Below are 18,383 nucleotides of genomic sequence, written 5' to 3'. Positions count from 1 at the left end.
CGCCTTCCGGACCGGAGCGGGGCAATCGATTTTGCGTTGGCCAAGGCCTCACACGGCGGGATGTGCGGTCGCCCCCGCCGTATGACGCCCGGTCAGGGGCGCGTGGCCCGCTCCAGCTCCAGCAGCACCGAGCGGTAGCTGCGGCCGGTCGCCAGGTCCATGCCCACCTCGCACATCCGGTTCGCCGACAGGTGCGCGTCGAACGCCCGGGAGGTCACCTCCGCCGCCTCCCGCGCCGTCGCCGAGGCGGTCAGCTCCGGATGCAGCATGCCCCGGTCGCCGGCGAAGGCGCAGCAGGCCGCGTCCTCGGGCACCACCACCTCCCGCGCGCACGCCCGGGCCACCGCCAGCAGCTGCGCCTCCACCCCCAGATGGCGCATCGAGCAGGTGGGGTGGACCACAGCCGAGCCCACCGTGCGCCGCACCGAAAGGTGCGGCAGCAGGTCCTGCGCCGCCCATACGACCGAGTCCACGACGCGGAGTTGCGCGTGCAGCGCGCGGTTGTCGTCGGTCAGGTGGGGGACCACCTCCCGTGCCAGGCCCAGCGTGCAGGACGAGGCATCCACGACCAGCGGCAGCCGCCCGCCCGCCGTCCAGCCCCAGGCGGCCTCCACGATCCGGTTGGCCATCACCCGGTTCCCCGCCTCGTAGCCCTTGGAGTGCCAGATCGTCGCGCAGCAGGTCCCGGTGACCTCATCCGGGATCCACACCGGCTTGCCGGCCCGCTCCGAGACGGCCACCACGGCCTCCTGCAAGGACGTGTCCTCGCCACCGTCCGGGCCGCCGAAGATCCGGTTGACGCAGGCCGGGTAGTAGACGGCCGCCGCGCCCGCCCGCCGCGTGGCAGGAGGCCTGCGCGCTGCCGGGCCGGGAAGCTGCGGCAGCCACTGCGGGACCAGGTCGGGCCGTACGGCACCGCGCAGGGCCGCCGTCACCGCGGCGGGCAGCCGGTCCCCGACCAGGCCGGCGACCCGGTCGGCGGCGGCCACGGCCAGCCGGGCCGCCCTCTCGACGGCCGCGAACCGGCGGGCGGCGAGCTCGGCCGCCCGCTCCTCGCGCGGACCGTGCCGGCGGTGCCGGAAGTCCCGTACCAGCGCGCCGGTGTCGATGCCGACGGGGCAGGCGAGCATGCAGGTGGAATCGCCCGCGCAGGTGTCGACGGCGTCGTACCCGTACGACTCCAGCAAGCCGTCCAGCACCTGCGAGCCCGGCTGCTGCCGCATCATCTCCCGCCGCAGGACGATGCGCTGGCGGGGCGTCGTCGTCAGGTCCGCGCTGGGACAGGTCGGCTCGCAGAACCCGCACTCGATGCAGGGGTCGGCCACCGCCTCCACCCGGGGAATCGTCTTCAGGCCGCGCAGGTGGGCCCGGGGGTCGCGGTCGAGGAGGATCCGCGGGGCGAGCAGCCCGTCCGGGTCGACCACCTGCTTGGTGCGCCACATCAGCTCGGTGGCCCTGGGGCCCCACTCCAGCTCCAGGTAGGGCGCCATGTTGCGGCCCGTTGAGTGCTCGGCCTTCAGCGAGCCGTCAAAGCGCTCCACCGCGAGCCGGCAGAAGGCGTCCATGAAGGCCGCGTACCGCTCGACGTCGGCGGGCAGGGAGGCGTCGAAGGCGAGCAGGAAGTGCAGGTTTCCGTGGGCCGCGTGCCCGGCGACGGCCGCCTCGAAGCCGTGCTCCGCCTGGAGCGCGAGCAGCGCCTCGCACGCCTCGGCCAGCCGGGAGGGCGGCACCGCGAAGTCCTCGGTGATCAGGGTGGTGCCCTGGGGCCGGGCCCCGCCGACGGCCGTGACGAAGGCCTTGCGCGCCTTCCAGTAGCCGTCGATCGTCCCCGGGTCGCGGGTGAAGGCGTTGGTGACCGACGGGACCGGCGCCACCAGGTCCAGCCCCGCCAGGACCTCGGCGGCGCGCCGCTCGTGCTCCGCCCGCCCCGCCTCGTCCGCGGCGCGGAACTCCACCAGCAGGGCCGTGGTGTCCTTCGGCAGCCCCGCCCAGTCGGCGGGTACGCCCGCGACGCGCACCGAGGCGCGCAGGGTGTTCCCGTCCATCACCTCGACCGCGAGGGCGCCCGCCGCGGTGAAGAGCGGCACCGCGGCCGCCGCTGCGGGCAGGGAGGGGAAGAACAGCAGGCCGGAGGTGCGGTGGCGGTCCAGCGGCAGGGTGTCGAAGACGAGCTCGGCGAGGAAGCCGAGCGTCCCTTCGGAGCCGACCATCAGACCGCGCAGGATCTCGACCGGGGTGGTGCCGTCCAGGTAGGCGTCGAGCCGGTAGCCGGTGGTGTTCTTGATCTCGTACTTGGCCCGGATCCGGGCGACCAGCTCCGGATCCGCCTCGATCTCCCGCTTGATCTCCATCAGCCCGCGGCACAGGGCCGGCTCGGCGCGGGCCAGCTCCTCGTCGGCCAGCGGATCGGCGGTGTCCACGATCGTGCCGCCCGGCAGGACGAGCGTCAGCGAGGCCAGCGTGCGGTACGCGTTCCTCGTCGTCCCCGCCGTCATGCCGGACGCGTTGTTGGCGACGACCCCGCCCAGGGTGCAGGCGACCGCGCTGGCCGGGTCCGGCCCGAGGACGCGGCCGTGGCGGGCGAGGGCGGCATTGGCCCGGGCCACGGTCGTGCCGGGCCGGATACGGGCCCGGCGGCCGCCGTCCAGCACCTCGATGCCGGCCCAGTGGCGGCGTACGTCGACGAGGATGTCCTCGCCCTGGGCCTGGCCGTTGAGCGAGGTCCCGGCGGCCCGGAAGACCACCTCGCGCCCGCGCCCGCGGGCGTAGGACAGCACCGCGGAGACGTCGTCGACGTCCTCGGCCACGACCACGGCCTGCGGCACGAACCGGTACGGCGAGGCGTCGGAGGCGTACCGGACGAGGTCGGAGGCCTTCCACAGCACCTTCTGCGCGCCCAGCAGCTCGGTCAGCTCGGTGCGCAGCGGCTCGGGCGTGCCGCCGGCGCGCCACTCGGGCAGCCGGTCGGGAGAGGGGCCGCGGACGGTGTGCGGGCGCAGGGCCCCGGGCTTCGGTTCCAGCAGCGGCATCGCGACCCCTTGCTCCCGTCAGCAGCGGCGCCCTCCGGGGGCGTCCATCAGAGCGTCCAGCAGGCCGCCGAGCTGGTCCCGCTGCCCGGCGGTCAACGGAGCCAGGATCTCCTCTGCGGCGTCGGTCCGCGCGCTGCGCAGCCTGCGCAGCGTGGCGCGCCCCGTGTCCGTGAGCTCGATCCGTATCACCCGCCGGTTCGCCGGGTCGGGCGCGCGGCGCACGCAGTCCGCGGCCTCCAGGCCGTCCACCAGCGTCGTCACGGCACGCGGCACCACTTCCAGGCGGGCGGCGAGGTCCGCCATGCGCGGCGGCTGCCCGCCGTCGTAGTGCGAGACCAGCCGCAGCAGCCTGCTTTGGGCAGGGGTGATGCCGAGCGGCTCCAGGTGGCGCTTCTGGATCCGGTGGAGCCGGCGGGTCAGCCGCAGCAGCTGCTCGGCGAGCACGCCGTCCGTGCTGTCCGCGGAGCTCTCGGGGCCCTCGGGGGAGACGGCGGCCGGGCCGGGGAACGGGCCGGCGGTCGAGCTGTCGGTTTCGGAAGCGGTGCTCATACTGGTGAACGGTACCAGGACCGGACTCATTGTGAGTATAGGTAACAATGAGCTATGCTCATGCGAGTCTCGTCAGAAGGAGGCCCATGCGCCCCGAAGAACCGAAGTGGACCCCATCGAAAGAAGCCCTCGACCCCAGCAGCCCCGCCCCCGCGGACCGCCCGCGCGAACTGCGCCGGATCGTGGGCCTCTTCCGCCCCTACCGCGGCCGGCTCGCCGCCGTGGGGCTGCTGGTCTGCGCGTCCTCGCTGGTCGGCGTCGCCTCGCCGTTCCTGCTGAAGGAGATCCTGGACGTCGCCATCCCCGACGGCCGCACCGGGCTGCTCAGCCTGCTCGCCCTCGGCATGATCCTCACCGCCGTCGTCACCAGCGTCTTCGGGGTGCTCCAGACCCTGATCTCCACCACCGTCGGCCAGCGCGTCATGCACGACCTGCGCACCGCCGTCTACGCCCAGCTCCAGCGGATGCCGCTGGCCTTCTTCACCCGCACCCGCACGGGCGAGGTGCAGTCCCGGATAGCCAACGACATCGGCGGCATGCAGGCCACCGTCACCTCGACCGCCACGTCGCTCGTCTCCAACCTGACGGCCGTGGTCGCCTCCGTGGTCGCCATGCTCGCGCTCGACTGGCGGCTCACCCTCGTCTCGCTGCTCCTGCTGCCCCTGTTCGTGTGGATCAGCCGGCGCGTCGGCCGCGAGCGCAAGAAGATCACCATGCAGCGGCAGAAGCAGATGGCCGCGATGGCCGCCACCGTCACCGAGTCCCTGTCCGTCAGCGGCATCCTGCTCGGCCGCACGATGGGCCGCGCCGACTCGCTCACCCGGTCCTTCGCCGAGGAGTCGGAGAAGCTGGTCTCCCTGGAGGTCCGCTCCAGCATGGCCGGGCGCTGGCGGATGTCCACCATCGGCATCGTCATGGCCGCCATGCCCGCACTCATCTACTGGGCCGCCGGCATGGCCCTCCAGTCGGGCGCGCCGTCCCTCTCCGTCGGCACCCTCGTCGCTTTCGTCACGCTCCAGCAGGGCCTGTTCCGGCCCGCCGTGAGCCTGCTGTCGACCGGTGTGCAGATCCAGACCTCGCTGGCCCTCTTCGCGCGCATCTTCGAGTACCTCGACCTGCCGGTGGACATCACCGAGCGCGAGGACCCCGTCCGCCTGGAGCGGGCCAAGGGCGAGATCCGGTTGGAGGACGTGGACTTCGCGTACGACGCCAAGCACGGGCCCACTCTCTCCGGGATCGACATCACCGTCCCGGCCGGCGGCTCCCTCGCCGTGGTCGGCCCGACCGGCTCCGGCAAGAGCACCCTCAGCTACCTGGTCCCCCGCCTCTACGACGTCACCGGCGGACGGGTTGCCCTCGACGGGGTGGACGTGCGCGACCTCGACTTCGACTCGCTGGCCCGCTCCATCGGCGTGGTCTCGCAGGAGACGTACCTCTTCCACGCCTCGGTCGCCGACAACCTGCGCTTCGCCAAACCGGACGCCACGGACGAGGAGATAGCCGAGGCGGCCCGCGCGGCCCAGATCCACGACCACATCGAGTCCCTGCCCGACGGGTACGACACCCTGGTCGGCGAGCGCGGCTACCGCTTCTCCGGCGGCGAGAAGCAGCGCCTGGCGATCGCCCGGACGATCCTGCGCGATCCGCCGGTGCTGATCCTCGACGAGGCCACCAGCGCCCTCGACACCCGCACCGAACACGCCGTGCAGCAGGCCATCGACAACCTCTCCGCGGGCCGCACCACCATCACCATCGCGCACCGGCTCTCCACCGTCCGCGACGCCGACCAGATCGTCGTCCTGGACAAGGGGCGCATCGCGGAACGCGGCACGCACGAGGAACTGCTGGAGGCCGACGGCCGGTACGCGGCCCTCGTCCGCCGGGACCGCGAAACCGCGGGCAGCGGGCCGACGGAACGGGTGGAGCCGCTGGAGCCCGTGGAGCGGGTCGCCGGGGCCGACCGCGCCGAGAGGGCCGAAAGCGTGGAACGTGTGATCGTCTGACCGGTGCCGGGACGTGCTGTCCGGGAATGCGGCGCCCTGCGGTTTAGCGTGCCCGCATGCCCTCCGCATTCCGGCCGCCGCGGCAGCGATGCCGGCTCACCCGCCGCGGACGTCTGGCCGTCTTCCTCTGCCTACTGCTCGCGTCCGGCACGGCCGTGCTCGTGCCGCTGCTGCGGGCGGAGCCGGAAGCGCCCCGGGTCCTGCGCAGGCTGGTCGTCCCCGAAGGCTGGCGGGCCCCGCAGGTCTACGCCGCCATCGACCGCGAGCTGAAGCTCCCGGCCGGGTCCGCCCAGGCCGCGGCCGCCGCGACGGAACTGCCGCTGCCCGCCGAGGCGAAGGGAAATCCGGAGGGGTTCCTGTTCCCTGCCGCGTACCCGGTGACGGCGAAGACCACGGCCGGCTCCCTCCTCGCGTCCATGGTGGAGACGGCCAACCGCCACCTCGCGGCCCGGACCGTCGCCGACGGCGGCAGAGCCCACGGCATGACCCCGTACGAGACGGCCACCGTGGCCAGCATCGTCGAGGCGGAGGCCGACACACCCGCCGACATGGGCAAGGTCGCCCGCGTGGTGCACAACCGGCTGGCGAAGGCGATGCCGCTCCAGATGGACTCCACCCTCCACTACGCGCTGGACCGCCGCACGCTCAACACCACATGGAGCGACACGCGCATCGACAGCCCCTTCAACACCTACCGGCGGCACGGGCTCCCGCCCACGCCGATCGACAACCCCGGCCCGGATGCCCTGGCCGCCGCCGTCGCGCCGACACCCGGCGACTGGCTGTTCTTCGTCACCGTGAAGCCGGGTGACACCCGCTTCTCGGTGACGTACGAGGAACACGAGAAGCACGTCGCGGAGTTCAACCGCATCCGCGCTGCCGCTGCCGCTGCCGCTGCCGCTTCGGCTGTGGCCGGCGCGAGACCGGCCGCGGCCCGGTCCGGTTCCGCGCCGGGCCCGGGCTAGAGCGCCGCTAGACCGCCGCGGCGACCCCGGCCGCCGGTCGGAGGCCGGCGGCCTCGACGGCGGCTTCGAGGGTCTCGGGGGCGGGCACCTCGGCCGCAGGCGCGACCGCGGGGTTCCGGGGCGCGAGCAGGCGGCGGATCTCGCGGACGGCGGCGGCGCCGGCCCGGTTGGCGCCGATGGTGGACGCCGAGGGACCGTAGCCGACCAGGTGGACCCGCGCGTCCCGGACCGACCGCGTGCCCTCGACCCGGATGCCGCCGCCCGGCTCGCGCAGCCGCAGCGGGGCCAGATGGTCGATGGCCGCCCGGAAACCGGTCGCCCAGAGGATCACGTCGGCCTCGACCTGCCGCCCGTCGTCCCAGGCCACGCCCGTCGGCGTGATCCGGTCGAAAACGGGCCTGCGGTCCAGTACGCCCGAGGCGATCCCCGCCCGCACCGCCTCGTTCAGGGCCAGCCCGGTGACGCTGACCACGCTCTGCGGGGGCAGCCCGCGGCGCACCCGCTCCTCCACCAGGGCCACGGCCGCCCGGCCCTCGGCCTCCCCGAACGGCCCGTCGCGGAACACCGGCGGCCGCCGGGTCACCCACGTGGTCTCCGCCGCGACCTCGGCGATCTCCAGCAGGTGCTGCACCGCCGAGGTGCCGCCGCCCACCACGACCACCCGGGCCCCGGCGAACGCCTGCGGCCCCGGGTAGTCCGCGGTGTGGAGCTGGCGCCCCAGGAAGGTCTCCTGCCCGGGGTAGCGCGGCCAGAAGGGCCGGTCCCACGTGCCGGTGGCGTTGATCAGCGCCCGGGCGGACCATACGCCGGCCGAGGACTCCACGCGCAGCCGCCCGCCGGTGCCCTCCCGTACGGCGGTCACGTCCACGGGGCGGCGCACGTCGAGGCCGAAGCGGTGCTCGTACGCGGCGAAGTACTCCCCGATCACCTCCGAGGACGGCCGCAGGGGGTCCGCTTCCGTGAGCTCCATGCCGGGCAGCGCGTGCATCCCGTGGACCTTGCCGTACGTCAGGGACGGCCAGCGGAACTGCCATGCGCCGCCCGGCAGCGGCGCATGGTCCAGGACCACGTGGCCGATCCCCGCCCGCGCCAGGTGGTGGGCGCTGGACAGCCCCGCCTGGCCGGCGCCCACGACCACCACGTCGACCGTGCCGGCCGCGTCGGCCGCGCCTGACGGGCCGACGTGCGCGCCGGGGCTCGTGGACCGCGTTCCCCGCATGAGTTCGTTCACGGTTCTACCAACTCTCCGGGGCGGCGGGATCTTCCCGCCTCTTTCCCGGGGCACGCGGCCCCCGTTCACGGCCGGCGCAGCACCGCCGGAACCGGACCCGCCGGCTGGAGCGTCAGCCCGGGGAAGACCGGCACGGGCGCAGGACCGCTGTCCACATGGAACCGCTGGGCCAGCACCGCCAGCACCAGCGCCGCTTCCACCAGGGCGAACCGCGCCCCCAGGCAGGCCCGCGGGCCGCCGCCGAAGGGGATCCAGGCCTGCTCGGACACGGGGTGCGCGGCGACCGCGTCGGCGGACCAGCGCTCCGGACGGAAGGCATGGGGATCGGGGAACCACCGCTCGTCCCGGTGCATCGACCACGGGCTGGTCCACGCGGTCGTCCCCTCCGGCACGGCCCGCCCCCCGATCGACGCCCCCTCCCCGGCGACCGCCGAGATCAGCCAGACCGGCGGGTACACCCGCAGTGCTTCCTTGACCACCTGCCGGGTCCAGGTCAGCCGCTCGTAGTCCTCGTACGCCGGCAGCCGCCCGCCCAGCACGCGGTCCAGCTCCTCCGTCAGCCGGGCCCGTGCCTCGGGCGCACCCGACAGCAGCTGCCAGGCCCAGGTCAGCGTGGTGGACGTCGTCTCGTGGCCGCCGATGTACAGGGTGATCGACTCGTCCCGCAGCTCCTTCCCCGAGAGCGGGGCGCCGTGCTCGTCGCGGGCCGCCAGCAGTCGGCTCAGCAGGTCGTCCCGCTCGGTGCCGCTGCGGGAGGCCGCCTCGTGTTCCCGTACGACGTGCGCGATCTCCCGGTCGAGGACCGCCACCGCCCGGCGCAGCCGGCGCCGGCCGGGAGTCCGCACCCAGGGCGGCAGGAAGAGGGTCAGGCCCCGGAACTCGGCGCCCAGTTCCTGCTGCGCCGTGGCCATCGCCGCGCTGATGGGGGCCTCGCGGCCTGCGGCGTCACTGCCGAAGAGGGTGCGCACTGCGATCCGCTGGGTGAGCCCGGCCATCTCCCGGTGCACGTCGATCCGGCTGCCCTCGGTCCAGTCGCGGGCCAGCGCGTCGGCGCACTCCACCATCGTGGCGGCGTACGCGCGCACCTGCCGGGGCCGGACGGCCGGCTGCACCAGGGCTCGCTTGCGCCGCCACTCCTCCCCGGTGGAGACCACCACGCCGTCGCCGAGCAGTTGGTGGAACGCCCAGCCCAACTCCATGGGCTTGAACGTTTTCTCCACGGAGCCGAGCAGCTCGCCGGCGTGCTCGGGCCGGGAGAGCATCAGGTTGCGCCGCGGCCCCAGGGCCCAGGGCACCCAGTCGCCGTAGTCGTCGCGCAAGGACTCGAAGAAGGCCAGGGGGTCGCGGGCGAAGGCCGGCAGGTTTCCGAGGAGGGGCCACCGGCGCGGTCCGCGCTCGGTACCCGTGGGCAGCAGGGTGGCGGTCACGCCCCGCATGGTCGCAGCGGGCCGCCCCCGCCCGCCAGAGCCCTGCAGGCCGTAACGCTTCGGCCTGCCAGGGGCCTTGAGCGGTGCGAGGCCCGGCAGCGACCCGGTCCGGCGACGCGGCGACCCGGCGGCTCAGCGCTCCGGCGCACGAGGGGCGCGGTGCGGCCTCAGGCGGCGCGGCGGGCGGACAGCCAGGCGTATGCCGCATCGGCGGTGAACTCGGGCTGCCCGGAGCGGAAGAGGAGCTCCGCGGTCGCGAACCCCGGATCGCCGGCCGCTGCCTCCGCGTACGGCACGGCCACGCAGGCCATGCCCGCCGCATGGGCGGCCCGCGCACCCGGCGCCGCGTCCTCGACGACCACGCAGTCGGCGGGCCGCACGCCGAGCCGGCGCGCCGCCTCCAGGAAGACGTCCGGGGCCGGCTTGCCGCGGGTGACCTCCTCGGCCGAGACCGCGGTGGTCAGCAGCGCGTCCAGCCCCGTCCCCGCCAACACCGCGTCGATCGCCTCCCGCGAGGACCCCGACGCCACCGCCATCGGCACGCCCTCCGCGTGCAGCCGCTCCACGAAGACCCGCATCTGCGGGAACGCCTCCGTGCCGCTGCGGGCCAGCTCCAGGTACGCCGCGTTCTGCTCGGCCAGCAGCTGCTCCACCGGAGCCCGGAGCCCGTACCGGTCCTTGAGGATGTGCAGGGTCTCCAGGGTGCCGATGCCGATGAAGCGGGAGTGCTGCTCCCAGGTGAAATCGGGCACGCCGTGGCGCTCCAGGGTGCGCCGCCCGGACTCGTAGTAGTTCGGCTCGCTGTCCACGAGGGTGCCGTCGAGGTCGAATATGACGGAGATCATCCGCTGCGCCCGTCCTGCCCTGCCGGTCCTGATGCACGTGCCGTACCTGCCGTACGTGCCGTACGCGCCTGACGCGGCCATCTTGCCAGCACGTGCGCATGCGTCAGGAGGTGCGCGCCGCCCGGCCCACGGATTCCACCAGTGGCAGCAGCCGGTGCGCCACCCGCTCGCGCAGCGCCACCTCGGTCCGGGTGCGGACCACGCCCGGGAGCCGGATCAAGCGCTGGATCACGTCCTCCAGGTGCTCGTTGTCCCGGGCGGCCACGCGGGTCAGCAGGTCCCCGCCACCGGTGATCGAGAACGCCTCGATGATCTCGGGTACGGCCGCCAGCGCGTCGCCGACCTGGTCCAGATAGCCCTGGGTGACCTCGATGTGCACGAAGGCGAGGACCGGGTGTCCCAGCGCGGCGGGCGAGAGCACGGGGCCCGTCCCGGTGATCACACCGGTGCGCTCCAGCCGGTCGAGGCGGGCCTGCAGCGTGCCGCGTGCGACTCCGAGGATCCGGGCGTACTCGCGGACGCTGGTGCGCGGCTGCTCGATCAGCAGGCGCAGGATCCGGGTGTCGAGTTCGTCCACCGCCATGCCGTGACTGTACCAATGGCCCAGTGGCGGGGCGCCGCGTCGGGGTAGGCGTGCAGGTACGCGGGCCCCGGCATGTGTGCGGAGCGGCTGCATCCGGTCCCGCCCGTCCGACCGAATCCCGTCCGGGACAGCACGAAGAGCGGAGCGAGAACCATGACCGGTCTGCACTGCCTGGTCACCGGGGCCACCGGCTACATCGGCGGCCGGCTGGTGCCCGAGCTCCTCGACGCCGGCCACCGCGTCCGGTGCCTGGCCCGTTCCCCGGAGAAGCTGCGCGACCACCCGTGGGCGGGGCGGGCCGAGACGGTCCGGGGGGACGTCGGCGACCCCGCGGACGTCGCTGCCGCCCTGGAGGGCATCGACGTCGCCTACTACCTCGTCCACGCCCTCGGCGCAGGACCCGGCTTCGAGGACCGCGACCGCGCCGCCGCCCGCATCTTCGCCGAGCAGGCCCGGGCGGCCGGCGTCCGCCGCATCGTCTACCTCGGCGGCCTCACCCCGGCCGGCATCCCGCACCACGAGCTGTCCCCGCACCTGCGCTCGCGCGCCGAGGTCGGCCGGATCCTGCTCGACTCCGGCGTGCCGACCACCGTGCTGCGCGCCGCCGTCATCATCGGCTCCGGCTCGGCCTCCTTCGAGATGCTGCGCTACCTGACCGAGCGGCTGCCGGTCATGGTCACCCCGAGCTGGGTCGGCACCCGGGTCCAGCCCATCGCCGTCCGCGACGTACTGCGCTACCTCGTCGGCAGCGCCGCCATGCCGCCCGAGGTCAGCCGGTCCTTCGACATCGGCGGCCCCGACGTGGTCACGTACGAGGAGATGATGCACCGCTACGCGGCCGTCGCCCAGCTGCCCCCGCGGCTCATCCTGCGCGTCCCCATGCTGACGCCGGGGCTCTCCAGCCAGTGGATCGGGCTGGTCACGCCCGTGCCGCGGGCCCTGGCCCGGCCGCTCGCCGAATCGCTGCGCCACGAGGTGGTGTGCGCCGAGCACGACATCGCCCGCCACGTCCCCGACCCGCCGGGCGCCCCGATCGGCTTCGACGAGGCACTGGCGCTCGCCCTGCAGCGGGTGCGGGAGGCGCGGGTGGACACCCGCTGGTCCTCCGCCGCCGTGCCCGGCGCACCGAGCGACCCGCTGCCCACCGACCCCGACTGGGCGGGCGGCAGCCTGTACACCGACCGGCGGGAGCGCGCCGTGGACGCCTCGCCCGCCGCACTGTGGCAGGTGGTGGAGGGCATCGGCGGCGAGAACGGCTGGTACTCCTTCCCGCTGGCGTGGGCCGTACGGGGCTGGCTGGACCGGCTCGTCGGCGGGGTCGGCATCCGCCGCGGGCGGCGCGACGCGGCACGGCTGCGGGTGGGGGACTCCCTCGACTTCTGGCGGGTGGAGGAGATCGAACCGGGCCGGCTGCTGCGACTGCGCGCCGAGATGCGGCTGCCGGGGCTCGCGTGGCTGGAGATGTACGCGGAGCCCGCACCGGCGGCTGCGGGCGACGGGCCGGCGCCGCGGGCGCGCTACCGGCAGCGGGCCCTGTTCCACCCGCGCGGGCTGCTCGGGCACCTCTACTGGTGGAGCGTCTCGCCCTTCCACGCGGTGGTCTTCGGCGGCATGGCCCGCAACATCGCCCGCGCCGCGCACCGGCTGGAGGAGCGCGGCGGTGGCGCGACCGGCGCATCCGCCGGGCACGCACCGGCCGAAGTACCGGGTGGAGGCGGCCGTCCACCCGAGCCCGGACGGCGGCCCTGAACCCGGCCCCGGACCGGGGACGAAACCCCGGGCCGGGGGCCGAAGCCCCCAACCGGGGCCGCACCCCCCGGACTGGGGCCGAAACCCCGCCCCGGAGCCGGACCGGCCCCTGACCGGCCCCCGCCGGCACCGGGGCCACGTCCCGGGCCGGAGCCGGGCCCCCGCCCGGACCGGCCCCCCACACCCCCTGACCGGAGCCCGAACCCATGAACGTCGCGGTGGTCCTCTACACCTCCGACCTGCGCCTGCACGACCACCCCCCGCTGCGCGCCGCGCTGTCCTCCTGCGACCGGGTGGTCCCCCTCTTCGTCCGCGACCGGGCCGTCGATGCGGCCGGCTTCGCCGCGCCCAACCGGCTCGCCTTCCTCGCCGACTGCCTCGCCGACCTCGACGCCGCCCTGCGCGAGCGCGGCGGCCGCCTGGTCCTGCGCTCGGGCGACACCGCGGCCGAGGTCTGCGCAGTGGCCCGCGAGTGCGACGCCGACGAGGTCCACATGGCGGCCGGCGTCAGCGGCTTCGCGCACGCCCGGGAGGAGCGGCTGCGCGCCGCCCTCGAAGCGGAGGGCCGCCGGCTCTACGTGCACGATGCGGTGGTCACGGTGGCCGCCCCCGGCATGGTCCGCCCGTCCGGATCCGACCACTTCGCCGTGTTCACCCCGTACTTCCGCCGCTGGGCCGAGCTCGAACCGCGGCAGGTCCTGTCCGCCCCGCGCTCCGTGCGCGTGCCCGAGGGCATCGGCTCGGAGCCGCTGCCCCGGCGCGGGGCGGTCGCGGGCGCCTCCCCGGGCCTCGCGCCCGGCGGCGAGCGCGAGGCCCGTGCGCTCCTGGCGAGCTGGCTGCGCGCCGGCATGTCCCGCTACGCCGACGCCCATGACGACCTGGCCGGCGACGCGACCTCCCGCCTCTCCCCGCACCTGCACTTCGGCACGCTCTCGCCCACCGAGGCCGTCCGCCGCGCCCGCGCCGCCGGCGGGCCCGGCGCCGAGGCCTTCGTCCGGCAGCTGTGCTGGCGCGACTTCCACCACCAGGTGCTCGCGGCCCGCCCCGACAGCGCGGCGCACGACTACCGCGGCCGCGGGGACCGCTGGCGCACCGGCCCGGCCGCGGAGGAGGACACCGAGGCGTGGAAGGAGGGCCGCACCGGCTACCCGGTCGTCGACGCGGCCATGCGCCAGCTGCGGCACGAGGGCTGGATGCACAACCGGGGCAGGCTCCTCGCCGCCAGCTTCCTCACCAAGACCCTCTACGTGGACTGGCGGATCGGCGCCCGCCACTTCCTCGACCTCCTCGTCGACGGCGACCTCGCCAACAACCAGCTCAACTGGCAGTGGGTGGCCGGCACCGGCACCGACACCCGGCCCAACCGCGTCCTGAACCCCGTCCGGCAGGGGCTCCGCTTCGACCCGGACGGCCGGTACGTGCACCGCTGGGTCCCGGAACTCGCCGGCCTCGACGGCCCCCGCCTGCACGAGCCGTGGCGCCTGCCCGCCCCCGACCGCGCCCGCTACGCCTATCCGCCGCCGGTGGTGGACCTCGCCACCGCCCTGGCCCGCTTCCACCACGGACGCGGCACCGGTTGACCCAGCCCCGGCCGGCCTCGCACCCATCGGCCGGGCCGTATCGTGAGCAGGTGGACAGCGTGCCCGGCGTGCCCCCTTCCCCGCCCCCGGACCCGACCGAGCCGCCGCCGAGTGCGCCGGACGGGGACGCGCCCGCGGCCTCGGGAGTGGCGCACAGGTCCCCGCCCAGGTCGCCCCGGCCGGGCCCGCAGGAGCCGTCCGCCGCCGCGCTGAGCACCGGCGCCGTGGCCCGGCGGCTCGGGGTGTCCCCGACCACCGTCCGGTCCTGGGAGCGGAGGTACGCCATCGGTCCGGCCCGGCGCGAGGAGGGCCGCCACCGCCGCTGGACCCCCCAGGACATCGCCCGCCTGGAGCTGATGTGCCGGCTCACCGCACAGGGCGTGCCGCCGGCGGAGGCAGCCCGTACCGCACGCGGCGGCGCCCTGGACCCGGCCGCCGCCCCTGCGGAGCCGCCGACGAACCCCGCGGACCGCCCCGGCGGGGTCGGCAGCGGGATGCCGCTGGGCGCGGTCCGCCCGGAATGCCGGGGCCTGTCCCGGGCCGCCGTGCGCCTGGACGCACCGGCCGTGGCCGACCTGCTGGCGGCGGCCGTGGCCGACCTCGGCCTGGTCACCGCCTGGGAGGAGGTCATCGCGCCGACGCTGCACGCGGTGGGCCGCACATGGGCCACCGTCGGCGAGCGGTACGTGGAGGTCGAGCACCTGCTGTCCTGGCAGGTCTCCGCCGCCCTGCACCGGATCCGACCCCGGCCCGAGCCGCCGCACACCCCGCCCGTGCTCCTGGCGTGCGTGCCCGGCGAGCAGCACAGCCTGCCCATCGAGGCGTTGACCGCGGCGCTCGGCGAACGGGGCGTGGCGACCCGGATGTTCGGCGCGGCCCTGCCCGCCGAGGCCCTGCACGATGCCGTACGGCGCACCGGCCCGCGCGCCGTCGTCCTGTGGGCGCAGTCCCGTACGACCGCCGACCGCGCCCTGGCCCGTTCGGTAGCGGGCATCGAGTGGGGCCTGCGCGGGGCACGGAGGCACTCGGCGCTGCTGCTGGCCGGACCCGGCTGGGCGGGGGGAGCCCCGCTGCCCCGCGCCGAACGGCTGCACGGGCTGAGCCAGGCCCTCGCGGTCATCGACCCGCGGACACCTGCTCCGGCAGGGTCCGGCGCAGCCGGCCCAGGGCCCTTCGCATGTGGCTCTTGACGGTGCCCAGCGGCAGCCCGGTGCGGTCCGCGATCTGCGTCTGCGTCAGGTCGGCGTAGAAGGCGAGGTGCAGGATCTGCTGCTGCGCCGACGGCAGCCGGGCCAGCGCGGAGTGGATCAGCACCCGGTCCACCGCCTGCTCCGCCTCCGGCAGCGGCGCCGGCCCAGGGCATCCGGCCGCCTGCGGCGCGATGCGGGCGGCGGCGTCCGCCGCCAGGGCCCGCCGGGTCCGCGAGCGGAGCGCATCGGCCACCTTGTGGCGGGTGATCCCGGTCAGCCAGGCCCCGAACCCGCCCGGCCCGGGGCGGTACCGATCCCGCCCCCGCCAGGCGGCGAGAAAGACCTGCTGCGTGACGTCCTCGGCCTCCCGGTCGTCGCCCAGCGCCCGCTGGGCGAGCGCATGAACGAGCGGCCGCCACCGCCGGTAGACGGCCTCCACGCACCGCTCGTCGCCTGCCGCGAACCCCGCGGCGATCCCCTGCTCGCCCGGCCCACCAAGCGTGACCTCGCCCATGCCATGAGCCTCGCGACCCCTGCCCCGCGCGACCAGTCGCACCGTTTGCGCATCGTTTCGAGGCGGCGGTGGGCGTGCCAGAGGTGCCCAGCGGGTGGCCAGGGCGTGGGCAGGGCGTGGCAGGGCATGGCCAGGGCGTGGCCGTCGGGCCCCGGCGGCGGGCGGGGGATATCGTCCGAGGGTGAGTGACCTGTTGCTGGTGAGGCACGGCGAAACCGCGTGGAGCGCCACCGGGCGGCACACCGGCCGCACCGACGTCCCGCTCGCACCCGCCGGGGTCGAGGAGGCCCTCTCGCTCGCCCCGTTCTTCCGCGACCTCCGGCCCGCGCCCGCCCTGGTGCTGACCAGCCCGCTGCGCCGCGCGGTCGCCACCGCGGAGCTCGCCGGGCTCGTCGGCGGCATCGCCGACCCCGACCTCCACGAGTGGGACTACGGCGCCTACGAGGGCGTCACCACCGCGGAGATCCGCAGGACCCGCCCCGACTGGTCCCTGTGGACCGACGGCGTCCCACCCGGCGACGGCGACCACCCCGGCGAGCAGGCCGCCCAGGTCGGCGCCCGGGCCGACCGCGCCCTGACCCGGCTGGCCCCCGTCCTCGCCGGGACCGGCGGCAGCGCCGTCGTCGTCGCCCACGGCCACTTCCTGCGCGTGCTCACTGCCCGCTACCTCCGGCTGCGGCCCGAGGACGGCCGTCTCTTCCTCCTGCGCACCGGCACGGTCAGCGTGCTGTCCACCGAGCACGGCCTCCCCGTGATCGCAGGCTGGAACATCCGCCCCTAACCCCCGACCAGCCCCCGACCCGGCCCTTTCGGGCACCCTGCGCACCCGCTGGTCCGTTGGTCCTGCCCTGGCACAGGAGCCCCCGGGGCGAGTGGACCAATGGTCCAGCGTTGACGCGTTGTGTTGAGCCAGTGGGCCCTTCGATGGTTATCTGTGGTGTATCCATGTACTTACGGCACCGCGCGGTGCCGGGCGGCAACGAGGCCGTCCCGAGCGCGGTGCCTTCGCCGTGCCCGTCTGCCGCCCACCACCCCCGGGCGGACACCGGGCCGGCGCGCACCACCTTGAGGGGGGCGGCACACCGCCGTGAAGAGGATGTTCGTGGCTCCGGATCCGGGGCGTCTGAGACTGCGCAACTCGCTGCGGGCCGTCATCGGCGTCAGCCTCGCCGTGGCAGTGGCCGAACTGTGCGGCCTCTCCCTCATCGCCTCGATCACCGGGGGCCTGGCCGCCCTGCTCGCGCTGTTCACGGTGCTCGACCCCACGGTCGGCGCCCAGCGCGCCACGACCGCACTGCTGCCGGTCGCCGGCTTCCCGGTCCTGGCGCTGGCCACCACCCTGCACGACATGCCGCACGCCCGCGACGCCGCCTTCCTGGCGGTCGTCTTCGCCGGGGTCTACGCCCGCCGCTGGGGGCCGCGCGGGCACGCCCTCGGGATCTTCGGCTTCATGATGTTCTTCGTCACGCAGTTCCTGCACGCCGTCCCCGCCCAGCTGCCCGAGCTCTACGCCGCCGTCGGGCTGGCGCTGCTCGCCTCCGGCGCCGTGCGGTTCCTGCTGTGGCCCATCGAGCTGCGGACCCCGCCGCCCCCCGCCCCGCCCGCACTGCCCGGCACCGGCCTGGCCCGGCCGACCACGCGGCAGGCCTTCCAGGCCACCGTCGCCTGCGGCTTCGCGCTCGCCATCGGCCAGGCCCTCTCCGAGGACCGCTGGTACTGGGCCGTCGGCACCGCCTGGTGGATCTTCGTCAACACCGCCTCCCGCGGCGAGACCCTGGTCCGCGGATTCCGCCGGGTCCTCGGCACCGTCATCGGCATCGCCGCCGGACTGCTGATCGCCGTACCGCTGCACGGCGCACCCGCCCCCACCGCCGTGCTCGTCGCCGTGTGCGTCTTCGGGATCTTCTACACCGCGGCGCCGTCGTACTCCTGGATGATGTTCTTCGTCACGGTGATGGCGGGGCTGCTGTACGGGCTCCTCGGCGTCCTGCACCCCGGCCTGCTGCTCCTGCGCTTCCAGGAGACCGCCATCGGCGCGCTGGGCGCCGCGCTCGCCGTGGTCCTCGTCCTCCCGGTGACCACGCACGCCGCCAACGACGCCTGGATCCAGCGCGCCCTGCACTGCGTACGCGCCGCCACCGCGGCCGCACTCGACCGCCTCGCCGGCGACCCCGGGGCCGACCCCGCCCCGCACGCCGCCGAACTGGAACTGCTGCTGGGCCGCGCCCGGACGGCCCTCGCGCCCCTGGTCCACCCGCTGAGCCCGCTGCGCGCCCGCAAGGTTCGGGCCCGGCAGGTCCTCGCCCTGCTGGACGACTGCGCCCGGGAGGTGCGCGGGCTGGTGGCCGTCGCCGCCGACCCGCAGGCCTCCCACGACGCCCGCCTCGCCGCCGCGTGCTGGCGCGTCGAGGCGGCGGTGGAGGCGTTGACGGCTCCTGCGGCCGCCGTGGCTGCGGGAGCCCCGGTGGCTGCGGGGGCTCCGGTGGCGCCCCCTGGTGGGTCGGCCGCCTCCGCCGGGGGCGGTGCCGACTCCCCCGGGGCCGCCCGTCCGCGGGCCGCTGCTGCTGCCCCCGACGGCGTGCCGGCGCTGGCGCACCTGCACGGGCTGGAGCACGCCCTCGTGGCCTTGCACGCCCCGCTGCGCACCGACCCGCGGTCCCCGCTCGTCATCACCGCCTGACGGCCCGTGGCCGCCCGAACGCTGGGTCGCCCTGCGGC

Annotated in this window: 14 protein-coding genes; 7 read left to right on the top strand and 7 right to left on the bottom strand. The window is 75.5% G+C overall.

Going from position 1 to position 18,383, the window contains the following annotated elements; all coding sequences use genetic code 11:
* Positions 1–92 precede the first annotated feature (92 nt).
* A complete protein-coding gene (locus AB0953_RS12050) occupies positions 93–3,029 on the bottom strand; it encodes an FAD-binding and (Fe-S)-binding domain-containing protein (protein ID WP_366859317.1) in 2,937 nt (978 codons plus the stop codon).
* Positions 3,030–3,047: 18 nt separating this feature from the next.
* Positions 3,048–3,578, bottom strand: coding sequence for a MarR family transcriptional regulator (locus tag AB0953_RS12045; RefSeq protein WP_366859316.1), 531 nt, complete (start codon positions 3,576–3,578; stop codon positions 3,048–3,050).
* Between the two features lie 86 nt (positions 3,579–3,664).
* On the opposite strand from AB0953_RS12045, the gene AB0953_RS12040 reads away from it, so the two are divergent.
* A complete protein-coding gene (locus AB0953_RS12040) occupies positions 3,665–5,581 on the top strand; it encodes an ABC transporter ATP-binding protein (protein ID WP_366859315.1) in 1,917 nt (638 codons plus the stop codon).
* A 56-nt stretch (positions 5,582–5,637) separates the two neighbouring features.
* Entirely contained in the window at positions 5,638–6,546 is a 909-nt protein-coding gene (gene mltG / locus AB0953_RS12035) for an endolytic transglycosylase MltG (protein ID WP_366859314.1), read from the top strand.
* Positions 6,547–6,553: 7 nt separating this feature from the next.
* On the opposite strand, the gene AB0953_RS12030 is transcribed toward mltG, so the two are convergent.
* From AB0953_RS12030 to AB0953_RS12015, 4 genes are all read right to left on the bottom strand, one after another.
* Positions 6,554–7,765 (bottom strand): NAD(P)-binding domain-containing protein, encoded by a 1,212-nt coding sequence (locus AB0953_RS12030; protein WP_366859313.1) that lies wholly within the window; start codon positions 7,763–7,765, stop codon positions 6,554–6,556.
* Positions 7,766–7,842: 77 nt separating this feature from the next.
* A complete protein-coding gene (locus AB0953_RS12025; RefSeq protein WP_366859312.1) occupies positions 7,843–9,204 on the bottom strand; it encodes a cytochrome P450 in 1,362 nt (453 codons plus the stop codon).
* A 167-nt stretch (positions 9,205–9,371) separates the two neighbouring features.
* Complete coding sequence (locus AB0953_RS12020; RefSeq protein ID WP_366859311.1) at positions 9,372–10,049, bottom strand: HAD family phosphatase; 678 nt, start codon at positions 10,047–10,049, stop codon at positions 9,372–9,374.
* Between the two features lie 103 nt (positions 10,050–10,152).
* Positions 10,153–10,632: an Lrp/AsnC family transcriptional regulator gene (locus tag AB0953_RS12015; RefSeq protein ID WP_366859310.1), complete on the bottom strand. Its 480-nt coding sequence runs from the start codon at positions 10,630–10,632 to the stop codon at positions 10,153–10,155.
* A 153-nt stretch (positions 10,633–10,785) separates the two neighbouring features.
* Here AB0953_RS12015 and AB0953_RS12010 point away from each other — a divergent pair, with 153 nt between their 5' ends.
* The 3 genes from AB0953_RS12010 to AB0953_RS12000 all read left to right on the top strand — a co-directional run bounded on the left by AB0953_RS12010 (position 10,786) and on the right by AB0953_RS12000 (position 15,151).
* Complete coding sequence (locus AB0953_RS12010) at positions 10,786–12,381, top strand: SDR family oxidoreductase (RefSeq protein WP_366859309.1); 1,596 nt, start codon at positions 10,786–10,788, stop codon at positions 12,379–12,381.
* Positions 12,382–12,587: 206 nt separating this feature from the next.
* Positions 12,588–13,961 carry a deoxyribodipyrimidine photo-lyase gene (locus AB0953_RS12005; RefSeq protein ID WP_366859308.1) on the top strand — a complete coding sequence of 458 codons (1,374 nt, stop codon included), beginning with the start codon at positions 12,588–12,590 and terminating at the stop codon, positions 13,959–13,961.
* Positions 13,962–14,170: 209 nt separating this feature from the next.
* Positions 14,171–15,151 carry a MerR family transcriptional regulator gene (locus tag AB0953_RS12000; RefSeq protein ID WP_366859494.1) on the top strand — a complete coding sequence of 327 codons (981 nt, stop codon included), beginning with the start codon at positions 14,171–14,173 and terminating at the stop codon, positions 15,149–15,151.
* On the opposite strand, the gene AB0953_RS11995 is transcribed toward AB0953_RS12000, so the two are convergent.
* Complete coding sequence (locus AB0953_RS11995) at positions 15,078–15,665, bottom strand: sigma-70 family RNA polymerase sigma factor (protein WP_366859307.1); 588 nt, start codon at positions 15,663–15,665, stop codon at positions 15,078–15,080. The two genes, AB0953_RS12000 and AB0953_RS11995, sit on opposite strands and share 74 nt — an antisense overlap.
* Positions 15,666–15,846: 181 nt before the next feature.
* On the opposite strand from AB0953_RS11995, the gene AB0953_RS11990 reads away from it, so the two are divergent.
* Both AB0953_RS11990 and AB0953_RS11985 read left to right on the top strand, forming a co-directional pair.
* Positions 15,847–16,446 (top strand): histidine phosphatase family protein, encoded by a 600-nt coding sequence (locus AB0953_RS11990; RefSeq protein ID WP_366859306.1) that lies wholly within the window; start codon positions 15,847–15,849, stop codon positions 16,444–16,446.
* Positions 16,447–16,761: 315 nt separating this feature from the next.
* The gene (locus AB0953_RS11985; protein ID WP_366859493.1) at positions 16,762–18,345 is read left to right on the top strand and encodes an FUSC family protein; all 1,584 of its coding nucleotides are present in this window, start codon (positions 16,762–16,764) and stop codon (positions 18,343–18,345) included.
* Positions 18,346–18,383 lie beyond the last annotated feature (38 nt).

Source organism: Streptomyces sp. NPDC046866 (assembly GCF_040704625.1).
Lineage (GTDB): Bacteria > Actinomycetota > Actinomycetes > Streptomycetales > Streptomycetaceae > Streptomyces.
This window is presented reverse-complemented; position numbering and strand designations above follow the sequence as displayed.

Coding starts and splice junctions, on each gene's coding strand:
- mltG (WP_366859314.1), top strand. CDS start 5,638: ATGCCCTCCGCATTCCGGCCGCCGCGGCAGCGATGCCGGCTCACCCGC.
- AB0953_RS11985 (WP_366859493.1), top strand. CDS start 16,762: ATGTTCGTGGCTCCGGATCCGGGGCGTCTGAGACTGCGCAACTCGCTG.
- AB0953_RS12015 (WP_366859310.1), bottom strand. CDS start 10,632: ATGGCGGTGGACGAACTCGACACCCGGATCCTGCGCCTGCTGATCGAG.
- AB0953_RS12045 (WP_366859316.1), bottom strand. CDS start 3,578: ATGAGCACCGCTTCCGAAACCGACAGCTCGACCGCCGGCCCGTTCCCC.
- AB0953_RS12005 (WP_366859308.1), top strand. CDS start 12,588: ATGAACGTCGCGGTGGTCCTCTACACCTCCGACCTGCGCCTGCACGAC.
- AB0953_RS12050 (WP_366859317.1), bottom strand. CDS start 3,029: ATGCCGCTGCTGGAACCGAAGCCCGGGGCCCTGCGCCCGCACACCGTC.
- AB0953_RS12020 (WP_366859311.1), bottom strand. CDS start 10,049: ATGATCTCCGTCATATTCGACCTCGACGGCACCCTCGTGGACAGCGAG.
- AB0953_RS12010 (WP_366859309.1), top strand. CDS start 10,786: ATGACCGGTCTGCACTGCCTGGTCACCGGGGCCACCGGCTACATCGGC.
- AB0953_RS12030 (WP_366859313.1), bottom strand. CDS start 7,765: ATGCGGGGAACGCGGTCCACGAGCCCCGGCGCGCACGTCGGCCCGTCA.
- AB0953_RS11995 (WP_366859307.1), bottom strand. CDS start 15,665: ATGGGCGAGGTCACGCTTGGTGGGCCGGGCGAGCAGGGGATCGCCGCG.
- AB0953_RS12040 (WP_366859315.1), top strand. CDS start 3,665: ATGCGCCCCGAAGAACCGAAGTGGACCCCATCGAAAGAAGCCCTCGAC.